The sequence below is a fragment of the Peribacillus sp. Aquil_B1 genome (assembly GCF_022603275.1).
Classification (GTDB): Bacteria; Bacillota; Bacilli; order Bacillales; family DSM-1321; genus Peribacillus.
In genome coordinates this window covers 580891-596004 of record NZ_JAKXEE010000003.1, presented here as the reverse complement: position 1 = coordinate 596004, position 15114 = coordinate 580891, and the positions used below count along the sequence as shown (strand labels likewise).

Annotated in this window: 13 protein-coding genes; 11 read left to right on the top strand and 2 right to left on the bottom strand. The window is 42.8% G+C overall.

The features are described 5' to 3' along the window. Positions 1-16: 16 nt before the first annotated feature. Together MPH60_RS21040 and MPH60_RS21035 are read right to left on the bottom strand one after the other, a co-directional pair. The gene (locus MPH60_RS21040) at positions 17-712 is read right to left on the bottom strand and encodes a DUF4956 domain-containing protein (RefSeq protein WP_241589454.1); all 696 of its coding nucleotides are present in this window, start codon (positions 710-712) and stop codon (positions 17-19) included. 35 nt (positions 713-747) lie between these two features. Then, on the bottom strand, positions 748-1431 hold the full coding sequence (locus MPH60_RS21035; protein WP_241589455.1) for a polyphosphate polymerase domain-containing protein: 684 nt from the start codon (positions 1429-1431) through the stop codon (positions 748-750). 256 nt (positions 1432-1687) lie between these two features. Here MPH60_RS21035 and MPH60_RS21030 point away from each other — a divergent pair, with 256 nt between their 5' ends. From MPH60_RS21030 to MPH60_RS20980, 11 genes are all read left to right on the top strand, one after another. Continuing rightward, positions 1688-3040 carry an aspartate aminotransferase family protein gene (locus MPH60_RS21030; protein ID WP_241589456.1) on the top strand — a complete coding sequence of 451 codons (1353 nt, stop codon included), beginning with the start codon at positions 1688-1690 and terminating at the stop codon, positions 3038-3040. 7 nt (positions 3041-3047) lie between these two features. Then, positions 3048-4556, top strand: a complete 1509-nt coding sequence (locus tag MPH60_RS21025) for a pyridoxal phosphate-dependent decarboxylase family protein (protein WP_241589457.1) — start codon at positions 3048-3050, stop codon at positions 4554-4556. Positions 4557-4558: 2 nt separating this feature from the next. Continuing rightward, positions 4559-6361 carry an IucA/IucC family protein gene (locus MPH60_RS21020; protein ID WP_241589458.1) on the top strand — a complete coding sequence of 601 codons (1803 nt, stop codon included), beginning with the start codon at positions 4559-4561 and terminating at the stop codon, positions 6359-6361. Then, positions 6351-6935, top strand: a complete 585-nt coding sequence (locus MPH60_RS21015; RefSeq protein ID WP_241589459.1) for a GNAT family N-acetyltransferase — start codon at positions 6351-6353, stop codon at positions 6933-6935. Before MPH60_RS21020 ends, MPH60_RS21015 begins: the two co-directional genes overlap by 11 nt. Next, entirely contained in the window at positions 6910-8238 is a 1329-nt protein-coding gene (locus tag MPH60_RS21010; RefSeq protein ID WP_241589460.1) for a lysine N(6)-hydroxylase/L-ornithine N(5)-oxygenase family protein, read from the top strand. Before MPH60_RS21015 ends, MPH60_RS21010 begins: the two co-directional genes overlap by 26 nt. Positions 8239-8259: 21 nt before the next feature. Beyond that, positions 8260-10071 (top strand): IucA/IucC family protein, encoded by a 1812-nt coding sequence (locus MPH60_RS21005; protein WP_241589461.1) that lies wholly within the window; start codon positions 8260-8262, stop codon positions 10069-10071. Between the two features lie 339 nt (positions 10072-10410). Beyond that, positions 10411-11397, top strand: coding sequence for a LacI family DNA-binding transcriptional regulator (locus MPH60_RS21000; RefSeq protein ID WP_241589462.1), 987 nt, complete (start codon positions 10411-10413; stop codon positions 11395-11397). Further along, entirely contained in the window at positions 11394-12278 is an 885-nt protein-coding gene (gene rbsK, locus MPH60_RS20995) for a ribokinase (protein ID WP_241589463.1), read from the top strand. Before MPH60_RS21000 ends, rbsK begins: the two co-directional genes overlap by 4 nt. Further along, entirely contained in the window at positions 12275-12667 is a 393-nt protein-coding gene (gene rbsD / locus MPH60_RS20990) for a D-ribose pyranase (protein ID WP_241589464.1), read from the top strand. The genes rbsK and rbsD overlap by 4 nt, the downstream gene beginning before the upstream one ends. Positions 12668-12685: 18 nt before the next feature. Then, positions 12686-14167, top strand: coding sequence for a sugar ABC transporter ATP-binding protein (locus MPH60_RS20985; RefSeq protein ID WP_241589465.1), 1482 nt, complete (start codon positions 12686-12688; stop codon positions 14165-14167). A gap of 1 nt (position 14168) precedes the next feature. Continuing rightward, positions 14169-15113 carry an ABC transporter permease gene (locus MPH60_RS20980; RefSeq protein ID WP_101223945.1) on the top strand — a complete coding sequence of 315 codons (945 nt, stop codon included), beginning with the start codon at positions 14169-14171 and terminating at the stop codon, positions 15111-15113. Position 15114: the final 1 nt, after the last annotated feature.

Genomic DNA, 15114 nt, shown 5'->3' with positions numbered 1-15114 from the left:
ATGTCCGCCATCTATCTTAAGCTGTGAAGTTGCCATCATAACTTAACATGATGGCAGAGTGAACGCTGTTCATATCCTTGACTTGATTAATGAATTCCGCATTGTTATCTTTTAATCGAATTTCATATGTCACTTCGAGGTTATTATCCGCCATGACGGATTTCGATTTGACGGAATGTTTTTTCACCTTGTTGGATATCATTTCTTCTAACGTTTTTTCAATTGATGCATCTGAATATTTAATGATTAATAAAAATGGATTTTCAACAGTGATCCGATTGGCAAATATGAGCATCACAATACCTATTAAAATGGCACCTATGATAACCAGCGGAATTAGTCCTGCCCCGCATAAAATCCCGGATGCCGCTGCCCAGAATAGGAAGACCAAGTCCATGGGATCTTTGATGGGCGTTCTGAATCGTACGATGGAGAGGGCACCGACCATACCAAGGGAGATGACGATATTTGTCGATATGCCCATGATAATCAAAGCCGTGGCCATTGTCATGATGATGAGGGAAATATTGAAATTGTGTGAGTACATCACACCGGAAAAGGTCTTCTTATAAATGACGTAAATGAACAATCCGATGGCAAATGCCAACAGTAATCCAATTAGGGAGTCAATGATTGAAAAGCTCTCGGTCTTGTCCAAAAAGCTTGATTTGAAAATATCATTAAAAGTGGTGCTGGTTGTCGTCGTATCCATTTACTATTCCTCCAAATATTATGTGTTTGCTGCAATCAGCCGTATCTTCTGCTTAGTTGGTATTTTGAAAAAGCTGTTTTTCTAGTATCGATGATGGATAACAATTGTTTGATGATATCGGGAAGAAATTCGTCAAACTTTATTTCCAGGATGACGCAATTTGGGTCTAAAGCATCAACCATGATTAATTCGGGATTCAGGAAATCCGTATCCCGATAGCTCGTTTTCACATGACTGTCAAAGGTGACCCGCACATTTCCATACTCATAGATGAATACCTCCCTATCATAGTCAACGACGGTTGTCGGCTTGATTTGGAAAAGGGTCATTTGAACGTATAAGTCCCTGAGTATATCCCTTGAATCCCCGGACATCCAATCTATATCCCCAGAACGGATCCGTTCGTATTCTCTAGCAGAAAGCCTGCACTTCTGTTTATAGGTAAGGTTATTCCGCTTACTCTTTTTTTCTAGATTGATGAAATCGGTATTATGATCATAAAGTCTGGCCCTGAACTTATCCCTGTGATAGAATCCCTCTGTTTTTTGCCGCAGGATTTTATTGTCAAAGTTATCGAAATAGACACTTCGAATTAAATATTTCCCATCCAGCCCATGCGGATCCAGCCTCATGAAGTTTTGCAGATTTTTTCTTAATAAATGACAATCCGCTTTGGTAATTGCATGTTTGAGTTCCCGCCTTCCCTTTAAACCATTCATTGTTGTTCCTCCTTTTCCTTGATTTTTGACTGCATTCAGCTTATTAACAGAATCTTAATAAAACCTTAACAACATTTTTATATTCAATAGACAAATAGAGAATAGGCCCCAGTTTTAACCTTTTCTTAATTTTATTGGAATTTACTAGAAGAAAAATGAGTGAATTTACTCATTGAGAATAATTATCATTATCATTAGAATAAGGTCCATGATAATGATAATTATTCTCAATTAATTCAATACATGGAGGTTCACTATGGTAACGAATATGCTTACAAAAAATGATCAACTATTGGAACAACAAAATACAAGAGAATCAAATGCACGATCTTATCCTAGAAGATTACCCATGGCAATCGATCAAGCGGAGGGAATTTACCTAACAGACATGGATGGAAAACGATATATTGATTTTCTTGCCGGGGCTGGAACATTAGCGCTTGGACACAATCATCCGGCTGTGCTTGAAGCAATGGAAAAAGTTCTTAAGGATAAACGTCCTTTACATACATTGGACTTTACGACGCCGATCAAAGAGCAGTTCGTCGATGAAATTTTTGAATGCCTGACTGAAGAATTCAGGAAAAATGCAAAAATTCAATTCTGTGGTCCTACTGGTGGAGACGCCATTGAGGCAGCACTTAAACTGGTAAAAACAGCGACAGGTAACAGAAGCATTTTATCCTTCCAAGGAGCTTACCACGGGGCAACGCATGCAACGATGTCAATCAGCGGCAATACAAAACCAAAAGAAAAAATACAAGGGCTAATGCCGGATGTACAATTCCTGCCGTATCCCTACCAATATCGCTGTCCCTTTGGAATAGGCGGAGAAGAAAGCCATAAAATCAGCAGCCAGTATATTGAAAATCTATTGAACGATCCCGAATCAGGATTATTAGCACCTGCAGGAATGATTTTGGAGGCAGTGCAAGGCGAGGGAGGTTCCATTCCAGCTCCAATACCATGGCTTAAGGAAATCAGGAGAATAACGAAAGAGAAGGGCATTCCGCTAATTATCGACGAAGTTCAATCAGGTATCGGCCGTACAGGGAAAATGTTTGCATTTGAACATGCAGGAATCGTTCCGGATGTTCTTGTACTATCCAAAGCAATAGGCGGAAGTCTTCCATTATCGGTGGTGATTTATAACAAAGAGCTGGACCTATGGTCACCAGGTGCACATATCGGTACGTTCCGCGGAAATCAAATGGCGATGGCAGCAGGAACGGCTACTTTAAAATACATGAAAGAGACGAACCTTGTGGAGCATGCCGCTAAAATGGGAGATATCTTAATGGATATTCTTAAAGATTTGCAAAAAGATATTAAGCAGATCGGTGATGTCAGGGGCCGGGGATTAATGGTCGGTGTGGAAATGATCAATCATGAAGAACCGCAAAATGCGAATGGAAGCCATCCCGCTAATTCGCAGCTTGCCAGTGCCATTCAACAGGAGTGCTTTCAAAGAGGATTGATACTGGAAGTAGGCGGCAGACATGGAAGTGTAGTGAGGTTCTTACCTCCATTGATCGTATCAGAATCCCAGCTTCGCGAAGCCACTGCAATTTTTGAACAAGCTGTTCGTGCAGCTGTTGCAAGAGGGTGAATGATCAATGATCGAAATGATGAATAAAACGGATTTTGCTTATTCTCAATTGTTCTTGAATAACGAAGAGGGCTTCAATAACTACAGCCAGTCATTAAAAATCATTGAAAAAAAGCTGACTGACTTTTTAAAAGGCAACGATTCACCATACTCTGGGAAAAAACCGTATGAAATCGAGGCAAGATTAAACGAACTGTCCCTTGCTTCTCTAAAAGGGAAGACAATGGAAGCGGTAGCGGATGAGCTGGCAGAGTTTGTTATTAACGACAGCATCAATGTTCACAGCCCCACTTGTATCGGACATTTGCATTGCCCGACATTAATACCTGCCGTGGCTGCCGAAATGATTATAGGTACGTTGAATCAATCCATGGATTCATGGGACCAAAGCTCGGCGGCCACCTTCGTTGAAGAGCGTTTAATAGATTGGCTGTGCAGCCAGGTGGGGTTACCTGAACAAGCGGATGGGATTTTCACAAGCGGCGGAACCCAATCTAATTATATGGGACTGCTATTGGCGAGGGATGCTTATTGTAAGCGTGTCTGGGGTGTGGATGTTCAGCAGCAAGGCTTGCCAGTCGAGGCGAAAAAATTGCGGATCTTATGCTCCGAGGCTGCCCACTTTACAGTCCGTAAATCAGCGGCACAGCTGGGGCTTGGTGAACAGGCTGTAGTCACGATTAAAACGGATTCAAATCACCGTCTGTCCATAGCTGAATTAAATCATCAAATGTCGATTTTAGAGGAACAGGGTCTACTGCCATTTGCCATCGTTGCAACTTGTGGAACAACGGATTTTGGTTCAATCGATCCATTACACGAATTGTCGGAAGCTGCAAGGGAAAATGGGATATGGCTGCATGTGGACGCCGCATATGGAGGCGCGATGATTTTAAGTAACGATTACAAAGAGTTAATCAGTGGAATTGAACGGGCCGACTCGATTACGGTTGATTTTCACAAATTATTCTATCAACCCATCAGTTGTGGTGCTTTTCTTGTCTCTGACAGCAACTCATTTCAATATATCCAGCATCACGCCGATTACTTGAATCCTCAGGAAGATGAAGCCGAGGGCATGGTTCATTTAGTCAACAAATCGGTTCAAACGACGAGAAGGTTCGACGCATTGAAACTCTGGATGTCATTGAAGGTCGTTGGACTGGATACCTTTGCTGAAATGATCGACTATACTTGTCATCTTGCACGTGAAGTGGCAGCGAAGATCGACAAGGAGAAAGGGTTCACAGTATTAAATAAAGAACCTGAATTGAATGCGGTTGTATTCCGTTATAGTCCTGAGGGAGAAAGTGATCCGTTAGTAAATCTATTAAATAAGCAGATTCAGCAAGAATTATTGAAAAGCGGGCGGGCATTTTTGGCAAAAACGCGTTTTGACGGACAGGTATATTTAAAAATGACACTATTGAATCCAATGACAAGCCTTGAACACATAGAGGGAATTTTAGACGAAATCCGAGTATTGGGTGAAATGTTCAAGATAATGGAGGAATGAATATGAATGGTAAGCAAATAGCTGAAAGGGCGACAATGCAAAGCTTTCTGAATTGTTATTTCCGGGAAACCGGAAATGGCAGTTTAGAAGAAACGAAAAACTGGCCGAAATTAGAAGGATCCATTTCGGATTCATTAATGGTCAGTAAGCTCATGTCCCAAGATATTGCATTGCTTGTTCCGCTTACATATTGGTCGGAAACGGGGCGTCATATTTTCAACTTCCCGATTTACTATCAAACGGCATCCAAGCAAGTACATGAATTAGATTACGTGACATTGGTCTCGATCATTTCTAAAGAATTATTGAATGAGCAGGGCCGGACGGATAGTGAAGATGAATTGATGCTGCGTGTCATCCTAAGCAGCCAAAATATTCAACGGTATGTTGAAGCAAGGTCGGAAGATGTTGATGCACTTCAAAGTCCTGATTTCACCTATATCGAAGCAGAGCAGTCGCTTTTGTTCGGACACCTGTTCCACCCGACACCGAAAAGCAAGCAGGGCATTTCCGAAAAAGAAGAATGGATCTATTCACCTGAATTAAAAGGGGAGTTTCAGCTGCACTACTTCCTGGCAGAGCCTTCGATTGTCATCCAGGATTCCAGTGATGCCCAATCGGCAAGTGAGATCATTAAACAGGAATTAGCCGGTGACTTGGAGATTTCCAGTGAATTCCGTCGAACGTATTGCCAAAAGGAAAGCAAATTTATCATCATCCCGGCACACCCGCTCCAGGCAAAAGTGCTTATCGAAAAAGAAGAGGTCAAGAGGCTGATCGAGCAAGGATCACTAGTTTATGCTGGACCGCTTGGGAAAAAATTCACGGCCACCTCTTCATTTAGAACGGTATATAGTGCCACATCAAGATATATGTACAAATTTTCGGTTCCGGTTAAAATCACGAATTCCTTACGTGCAAATTTGCAAAAAGAATTAGATCGTGGTGTGGAAATTGCTAAATTAATAGATTCTAAAGTGGGCGACGATTTAAAAGAACGGCACCCCTCCTTCCGTATCATCAAGGACCCTGCTTACCTAACGATCAAAACAGGCGAGCAAGAATCGGGATTCGATGTCGATATCCGGGAAAACCCTTTTTATGAAAACGATAAACAAGCGAGCCTGATTGCCGGATTATGTCAGGATAATGCCTATGGTGCACCATCAAGGCTTGGAGCGATCATCCGCAAATTATCAGCTGAAGAAAACCGCAGTACCGAAGAAGTAAGTAAGGATTGGTTCAAAACCTATCTGTCAATGACATTAAAACCGATGCTTTGGCTTTTTGAAGAGTATGGAATTGTTTTGGAAGCCCATCAACAAAATTCCATCATTCAACTTCAAGATGGTTATCCAGCCACTTTTTATTATCGTGATAATCAAGGGTATTACTATTGTGAATCCAAAGTGGACAGGCTGCTGAAGTTCTTGCCTGAACTAAGTGAAAAAAGCTTCACGATTTGTTCTGATGAAGTCGCTGAAGAAAGACTGCAATACTATTTCTTCTTTAATCACTTATTAGGCTTAATCAATAATTTTGGTACGGAAGGATTAGTGTCAGAGAATAAACTGTTACAGCTCGTTCAGGAACAGCTGGATACATGCAGCACGGAAAGCGAAGATGAAGGGGTGAATCGAGTTGTTTCAAAGTTGCTTCATGCCCGGGAATTATCGTGTAAGGCTAATTTACTGACAAGATTCCATGATATGGATGAGCTTGTTGGTTCACTTGAGACACAATCCGTTTATACAACAATTGATAATCCGTTCGCGCAGGGGGTTATGGCCGTCCATGAAAAATAGTTATGAAGAAATGCTGAAGGACCGTAATCAACAGCTTTCATTTGTCAAAGTTGAATTTGAGAGGGATTTGGATACATTGCATAAATGGATGCATGAAGATCATGTGATTCCCTACTGGAATTTGAATTTCACAAAAGAAAAGTTCGCCGTTCATTTAAAAAAGGCATTGGCTGACACACACCAAACACTCTATTTAGGCTGTCTGGACTCCATTCCCATGAGCTATTGGGAATCGTATTGGGTAAAAGGCGATATCATCGAAGATTATTATGAATCCGAAGAGGGAGATCAAGGCATTCATTTACTCATTGGTGATCCGGATTATCTAGGAAAAGGACTGGCTTTGCCGTTTTTACGTGAAATGGTGAAATTCCAACTACTGACTTCAACAACAAACAAAGTGATGGCTGAACCGGATATTAGAAATGCAAAGATGATTCATTTATTTGAAAAGTGCGGGTTTACCCCAATTAAAGAGATTAAGCTCCCAGACAAAACAGCATTGCTAATGTCATGTACACGGGAGAATTTCGAGAGGAAGTGGAACTATGGAGAAGCAACAATCTATCTATGACCTGGTAGGGATAGGGATAGGTCCCTTTAATCTTGGACTTGCGGCCCTTTTGGAGAAAACCCCGGAGCTGAATGCCGTCTTTTTTGAGAAAAAGCGTGAATTTAATTGGCATGAAGGGATGCTGTTGGAAGGGACAACTCTGCAAGTACCTTTCTTTGCCGATCTGGTTAGCATGGCAGATGTGACAAGCCCATATAGTTACCTGAATTATTTACAGCAGCATGATCGGCTTTATCATTTCTACTTCCTTGAAAAATTCTTGATTCCACGAAAAGAATATAACGATTATTGCCGCTGGGCTGCCCGCCAACTTGATAGCTGCCGTTTTGGAAAAGCGGTGGAGGCGGTTGAATATATAGGGGATCAAGATGAACCCTGCTATCAAATCAGTGTAAGGGATGCACAATCACAAAAGATCGAAGTCTATTATAGCCGGCATGTAGTCATGGGAATTGGCAGCGCCCCGACTATTCCATCGGCCTTTCAGCCATATTTGGGGGAGAGCATCCTGCATTCGGCCGATTATTTACGGAATAAAGAAAATGTCTTAAAGAAAAAATCCGTAACGGTTGTCGGATCTGGACAGAGTGCAGCTGAGGTCTTTCTGGATCTGCTTAATGAGCAGGAGGAAAATGGCTACCAGCTAAACTGGTATACAAGATCCAAGGGATTTTTCCCTATGGAATATTCAAAACTCGGGTTGGAATACTTCACGCCGGATTACCTTGATTTCTTTTATCGGCTGCCGCAGGAAAAGAAGGATGAAATCCTGCCGAAACAGGATTTATTGTATAAAGGCATCAGCGCCACTACAATCGCAGCAATTTTTGACAAGATGTATGAAAAATCGATTGGAAATGCCGAACTGTCCATTGAACTTCGGGCCATGACGGAAGTTGCGGCGGTTACCCCTGCTGAAAATGGCTGGGAATTGAAATGCCGACAGTGGGTAGAAGATAGCGAATTTGATGTGGATACAGAGGCGGTCGTTTTTGGGACGGGCTATAAATCAACCCTTCCGGCATTCCTTGAAACCATGGAGGACCATTTAGTCCGCGATGACTTGGGGCGCCTTACCATAACGAAAGACTATCGGGTAGGAACGGCCATCCCTACACCGAATCACCTTTTTATTCAAAATGGCGAGATGCACACACATGGTGTGGGTGCTCCGGATCTAGGCTTAGGAGCATTCCGAAATTCTATTATCATCAATCAATTGGCCGGTAAAGAAGTTTATCCATCCGAGCCAAAGGGTGCATTTCAGTCATTCCGTGTAAAAACACCCGTCATGGCTTACTAAGAGAAGGGAAGGCGAGAATATATGCAGTTCATAAATGAAGTGGAACAGGCAGTTTCAGAAAACAATTGGTCGATAGTAAACCAAAACCTGCTGGCCAAGATGATTTCTGAATATATGTATGAAGATATGATCCATCCAGCTGTTCTGAACGAAAATACAGCAGGAAACTTATATGAGTTAAAGATAAATGAGGGGAAATCTTATCGATTTTTGGCATCGCCCCGTCTTTTTGACAGCTATGAAGTACAGGCCGAGTCGATCCAGGTAAGTGAAACGGATGCCTTTACACAGGCCAAGGATGCCATTCAATTCATTTTGGACATCCAACCGTTAATTGGGATGACGGCAGAAACAACAGGACATTTAATCAAAGAATTCCATCATACGCTGCTTGCGGATCTCCAATTGCTTTCCAAACCTGAACAAGATGCGGATGATTTAGTCGAACTGGATTATGCATTACTTGAAGGAGAAATGAGCGGTCACCCTTGGATTGCTTATAACAAGGGAAGAATCGGTTTCGGTTATGATGATTATTTGCAGTTCGCTCCAGAAAACCAGAAGGAAGTTCCGTTATCTTGGATTGCCGTCCATAAAACGAGGGGTGAGTTCAACTCAGTCGAAACGTTATCCTATAAGCAATTGATGGAGAATGAACTGGATGGGGAAACCCAAAAATCTTTTGCAAAGATATTGACGGAAAAAGGGCTGAACGAAGAAAACTATTACTACCTCCCAGTCCATGAATGGCAGTGGAAGAATATAATCATCCAGAACTTTACCGATGACTTGGCTAAAGGGCTGATCGTAGCTTTGGGAAATGGTCCTGATAGGTATCTGCCGCAACTATCCATCCGGACATTCGTTAATGTATCGAATAAGGATAAACACCACGTCAAGCTGCCGATGAGCATTTTAAATACGCTAGTATACCGAGGATTGCCAGCTGAACGCACGGTCATTGCCCCAAAAATCACAACGTATATAAAGGACATTTATGAAAATGATTCATTCCTGAAAGAACAATGCAAAGTAGTGCTTCCTGGTGAAGTGGCCAGTTTAAATGTTGATCACCCGTATTATTCCAAGCTAGAGAACGTACCGTATCAATATTTAGAGATGCTGGGGGGGATTTGGAGAGAAAGCATATACAGGTATATGGAAGAAGGCGAAAAGCCCATTACGCTTGCATCCCTTTTACATGTGGACAGCAAAGGGAAACCATATGTGGAAAGCCTTATTGAAAAATCGGGATTGACTGCAGAAGCCTGGACAGCTCAATTATTCGATGTCATCCTATCACCATTATTACATTTTATCTATCAATATGGATTGGTCTTCTCGCCGCATGGTCAAAATACCATTTTAGTGTTGAAGGATTACAAGCCTCACCGCTTGGCCATCAAGGATTTTGTAGATGATGTAAATGTCAGTGATCAGCCGCTTCCTGAATTAAGCAGCCTTCCTGATGATTTAAGGAAAGTACTACGAAGTGAGACTCCCGAAGGGCTGGTTCAATTCATTTTCACGGGACTGTTCATCTGTCATTTCCGATACTTGTCAACACTTTTGATGAAGAGGTCCCTTTTGGATGAGAATGCTTTCTGGGAAGGCGTCGCACAAACGATCCTGACACATCAGAAAAAATTCCCTATGCTGCAGGATCGTTTCGATACATTCAATTTCTTTGCGCCAAAATTAACAAAGCTCTGCCTGAATAGAAATCGGATGCTTCAATATGGATATAGCGATGGTGAAGACCGTCCGCATGCATCTGAGTTTGGGCATGTGAATAATGCCCTTTATGAAAAGTTACCTGCAAAAACGCTATAAAGTTAAACTGGCTCAGACTTTGGGCCAGTTTTCTTATGGCTTTAAAATTTGAACGATGATTTCCGCTCTAGGCCCTCGCTTTCCGCGGGCGGTCAGGAAGCCTCCTCGGCTGCGCCTGCGGGGTCTCCCCTAGACACGCTTTTCCCGCAGGAGTCTCGACACCCGTTCCAATCAACTTTATTAAAAAATTTATAAAGCGATAATAGTTAACAAAAGGGTTATTTTATCCTTTTTGGTTCAAATTTCTCAAAAATTATCTTTGGAATAGGGCTTGCCGTTCATTTAAATTGGTGATAAGCTATGTGTAAACGGTTACACAAAATTATTGAGGGTGATATATTGGCAACTATTCGGGATGTGGCAAAGGAAGCTGGGGTTTCTGTGGCAACGGTTTCCAGAGTTATGAATGGCAGTGGTTATGCACATGAGGACACCAAAAAGGTGGTCATGGCAGCTGTTGAGAAATTAAATTATAAACCGAATGAAGTGGCAAGATCCCTCTACAAACGTAAATCCAAATTGGTTGGTTTGATTTTGCCGGACATTACGAATCCTTTCTTCCCGGAAATGGCAAGAGGTGTGGAGGACTGTCTGCAGCAATTTGGTTATCGGTTAATTTTTGGAAATAGTGATGAAAAGAGAGATAAAGAAATAGAATATATCGACACATTCCTGCAAAATAATGTAGTGGGCATGATTGCTTCAACTAGTGAAGAAGCCAATGAAAATTTCGATAATCTGGATATTCCAGTTGTCCTTCTCGACCGTACAGCTGAGAAATTACCAGCTGTTTATTCCGATCAAAAGACAGGCGGTAAGCTGGCAGCACGCGTATTGCTGGATAGAGGCAGTAAGAATATCGTCCTCATTAGGGGGCCAGTCGAAATAAAGCCTGTATATGAACGGTACATGGCAGCATACGAAGAATTGAAACAAGCAAAAGTGAACGTGCAAGTCATGGATTCATCCCTAACTCTTCAGGGCGGGCAAACTTGCGTGAAGCAGCTGTTCGAGCAATATCCGGAAACGGATGGAATCATCGCTTGTAATGATATTGTTGCAGCCGCCGCACTTCAAGAGATTTTAAAACGGGGAATACGGATACCGGAAGACATACAATTGATCGGCTATGATGATATCGCCTTCACAGCGTTATTGCACCCGCCGTTATCGACAATTCGGCAGCCAGCCTATGAGATGGGGGCACAAGCGGCGGAAATGCTAATTAAAAGGATCAATCAAGAAGAAGTGGAAGTAACACATGAAAAGCTCCCTGTTTCTTTTGTGGAGAGACAAACAACGAGAAGGAAGGCGGAGAAGACATGATTAGAATTGCAGTAGTGGGAAGTTCTTCAATGGACTTAGTGGTGACATCAGCCAAGCGGCCAATGGCTGGTGAAACGGTTTTAGGGGAGTCCTTTATTACGGTTCCCGGCGGAAAGGGAGCTAACCAGGCTGTTGCAGCGGCACGTCTTGGTGCAGAAGTGTCGATGGTTGGATGTGTAGGAGATGATGTCTATGGAGAGATCATCTTAGATAACCTGAAAAAAAATCATGTAAACACGAAGTATGTGGAACCGGTTACAGATTCCGCTTCCGGGACAGCACACATTACCCTTTCGGAAGGTGATAACAGCATTATTGTTGTAAAAGGTGCGAATGATTTCATTACTCCTGATTATGTAAAAAAGGCGAAAAAGGTAATTGAGGAATCGGATATCGTGTTGGTTCAGCAGGAAATACCTGAGGAAACGGTGGAATATCTGGCTGAGTTGTGCAGCACGCTTCAAAAGAGATTGCTTCTGAACCCAGCTCCCGCCCGCAAACTAAGCGAGGCTGTCATTCAACAGGCATCATACCTTACTCCGAATGAACATGAATTCGAAATACTATTCAATGGGAGAGATAGAACGGAAGTTTTGACTGAGTATCCCAATAAATTATTCATTACTGAAGGAAAAAATGGCGTCCGTTATTTTGACGGACATGAAGAAAAAGTAGTTCCAAGCTTTGAAGTGGAGGCGGTGGATACGACAGGCGCAGGGGATACTTTCAATGCTGCCTTTGCCGTGGCTGTTGCAGAAGGAAAAAGTTTTGACGAATGTTTGTTATTCGCAAACCGGGCAGCATCCATTTCCGTGACGAAGTTAGGGGCCCAAGGCGGCATGCCTCAAAGGATAGAGGTCGAGAGGGGCTTTGAAGCATGAAACGTCAAGGAATCATCAATAGTTCAATAGCCAAGGTCCTGGTTGACCTTGGTCATACCGATTATATTGTCGTAGGTGATGCCGGGCTGCCGGTGCCGCCTGGAGTTTGCAAGATAGATTTAGCATTGACGCCTGGAACACCATCATTTCAAGATGTCGTCCGGGCGATTCACGAAGATATGGTTGTTGAAAAAGTTATCGCTGCCACTGAAGTGAAGATTAAAAATCCGGAACAGCATCAATATATGGAGCAGCAATTCGGCGCAGCGATTGAATATGTTTCCCATGAGGATTTTAAAAGGCTGACAAGTAATGCGAAAGCAGTAATCCGGACCGGTGAGACGACGCCATATTCAAATTGCATATTGCAGTCTGGGGTATTCTTTTAAAGAAATGAGATGATGAGCATGCAAATCGAAATGCACAATATTTATAAAGCATTTGGTCAAAACAAGGTATTGGAAGGTGTTCATTTTTCTTTAGAGGCTGGGGAAGTACATGCGCTAATGGGGGAAAATGGTGCGGGGAAATCAACCTTGATGAACATTTTGACCGGGCTGCATAAACAAGATCAAGGGACGATTGAGATTAACGGTAAAGAAACCTCATTCAAGGATTCAAAGGAAGCGGAAGAGGCAGGAATGGCCTTTATTCGTCAGGAATTGAATATTTGGCCAGAAATGACCGTGCTGGAGAATCTATTTATCGGCAGGGAAATGGTGAATGCCTTCGGTGTCCTCAAGACGAAACAAATGAAAGCGCGTGCAAACGAGATTTTTAAAACACTTAATATTTCCCTTCCTTTTGATAAGGAAGCCGGATTTTGTTCTGTGGGGGAACAGCAAATGATTGAAATTGCTAAGGCGCTCATGACGGATGCCGAAGTCATCATCATGGACGAGCCCACGGCAGCTTTAACTGATAGGGAAATAGAGAAGCTTTTTGAAGTGATGAAGGGACTTACCAAAAAGGGTGTATCGCTTGTTTATATTTCTCATCGGATGGAAGAGATATTCGCCATTTGTGACAGGATCACCGTAATGCGTGACGGAAAAACCGTCGATACGAAAAGAATTGCAGATACAAATTTCGATGAAGTCGTTCAAAAAATGGTAGGGCGGGAGCTGGAGGATCGTTTTCCTCATCGTGAAGCGAATCCTGGCGACATAGTCCTTGATGTAAAAGGTTTAACTAAAAAGGGGCTTTTTGAAGATATCCATTTCGCTGTTCGCCAAGGTGAGATTGTCGGTGTCGCCGGATTGATGGGAGCAGGAAGAACAGAAATAATGCGCGCCCTTTTTGGTGTCGACCAAATAGACAGGGGTGAAATCACCATTGAAGGCAAGAAGGTTTCCATACGAAAACCAACGGATGCAGTTCGACACGGCCTGGCTTTCATTACGGAAAATCGTAAAGAAGAGGGGTTGATCCTGGACTTTTCTGTAAGGGAAAATATCGGCTTGCCGAATCTCAAAAGTTTTGCTCCTAACGGAATCGTAAAAACGGAAGATGAGATGAACTTTGCCGAAATGATGATTAAGCGACTTCATGTAAAGACATCTTCTGCTGAAACGGTCATCGGCAATCTATCCGGAGGAAATCAACAGAAGGTGGTAATAGCCAAATGGATCGGCACTTCCCCTAAAGTTTTAATTATGGATGAACCGACCAGAGGCATAGATGTTGGCGCAAAACGTGAAATTTACGAGTTGATGAATGAATTGACGGAACGGGGCATCGCCATCATCATGGTTTCGTCAGAGCTTCCGGAAATCATTGGTATGAGTGATAGAATCCTTGTCGTTCACGAAGGTGGGATTGCTGGGGAATTGTTAAAGCAGGAAGCGACGCAAGAAAAAATTATGGCATTGGCGACAGGAGGGAACTAGGATGAAACTTGAAGCTACAGGGAAAAGCGGGATTTGGCAGAAATTCGGTCCGTTACTCGCCCTGGTACTTTTATTTATCGTAATAACCGTTTTAAATCCATCATTCATGGAACCGAATAATATTTTGAATTTATTGCGTCAAACCTCCATCAATGCACTTATTGCATTTGGAATGACCTTTATCATATTGACAGGCGGCATCGACTTGTCCGTCGGTTCCATTTTAGCTCTATCCAGCGCACTTATGGCTGGTATGATGGTCTCGGGATTAGATCCGATTTTAGCAATATTAGTAGGCATCCTACTAGGAGCAATAATGGGTGTAATCAATGGGATACTCGTTTCAAAGGGAAAAATGGCCCCTTTCATCGTGACACTGGCCACCATGACGATTTTCCGGGGATTAACGCTTGTGTATACGGATGGAAAGCCGATTACCGGAATTGGCGATTCCGTTATGTTCCAGATGCTTGGGAGAGGTTACTTCCTTGGAGTGCCAGTACCGGCCGTTGTAATGGTCATCGCTTTCTTAATCCTATGGTTCCTGCTTCATAAAACATCCTTTGGCCGTAAAACTTATGCCATTGGAGGAAATGAAAGGGCTTCCCGCATTTCGGGGATTAAAGTTGACCGGGTCAAGGTGGCCATCTATGGTCTGGCCGGTACGATGGCGGCCATTGCCGGTGCCATTTTGACATCCCGTCTGAATTCGGCACAGCCGACGGCAGGCCAATCCTATGAAATGGATGCCATCGCAGCCGTGGTGCTGGGGGGAACGAGCCTTTCAGGCGGTAAAGGACGCTTGTTCGGTACGCTGGTCGGTGTCCTGATCATAGGTACTTTGAATAACGGCATGAATTTACTTGGTGTATCTTCTTTTTACCAGCAAGTGGTAAAAGGTGCAGTTATATTAATCGCGGTCTTACTTGACCGTAAAAAATCATAAG

What these genes read in the sequence shown, in the direction of transcription:
- MPH60_RS21040 (WP_241589454.1), bottom strand. Translation starts at nt 712, where the DNA reads ATGGATACGACGACAACCAGCACCACTTTTAATGATATTTTCAAATCA.
- MPH60_RS21035 (WP_241589455.1), bottom strand. Translation starts at nt 1,431, where the DNA reads ATGAATGGTTTAAAGGGAAGGCGGGAACTCAAACATGCAATTACCAAA.
- MPH60_RS21030 (WP_241589456.1), top strand. Translation starts at nt 1,688, where the DNA reads ATGGTAACGAATATGCTTACAAAAAATGATCAACTATTGGAACAACAA.
- MPH60_RS21025 (WP_241589457.1), top strand. Translation starts at nt 3,048, where the DNA reads ATGATCGAAATGATGAATAAAACGGATTTTGCTTATTCTCAATTGTTC.
- MPH60_RS21020 (WP_241589458.1), top strand. Translation starts at nt 4,559, where the DNA reads ATGAATGGTAAGCAAATAGCTGAAAGGGCGACAATGCAAAGCTTTCTG.
- MPH60_RS21015 (WP_241589459.1), top strand. Translation starts at nt 6,351, where the DNA reads ATGAAAAATAGTTATGAAGAAATGCTGAAGGACCGTAATCAACAGCTT.
- MPH60_RS21010 (WP_241589460.1), top strand. Translation starts at nt 6,910, where the DNA reads ATGGAGAAGCAACAATCTATCTATGACCTGGTAGGGATAGGGATAGGT.
- MPH60_RS21005 (WP_241589461.1), top strand. Translation starts at nt 8,260, where the DNA reads ATGCAGTTCATAAATGAAGTGGAACAGGCAGTTTCAGAAAACAATTGG.
- rbsK (WP_241589463.1), top strand. Translation starts at nt 11,394, where the DNA reads ATGATTAGAATTGCAGTAGTGGGAAGTTCTTCAATGGACTTAGTGGTG.
- rbsD (WP_241589464.1), top strand. Translation starts at nt 12,275, where the DNA reads ATGAAACGTCAAGGAATCATCAATAGTTCAATAGCCAAGGTCCTGGTT.
- MPH60_RS20985 (WP_241589465.1), top strand. Translation starts at nt 12,686, where the DNA reads ATGCAAATCGAAATGCACAATATTTATAAAGCATTTGGTCAAAACAAG.
- MPH60_RS20980 (WP_101223945.1), top strand. Translation starts at nt 14,169, where the DNA reads ATGAAACTTGAAGCTACAGGGAAAAGCGGGATTTGGCAGAAATTCGGT.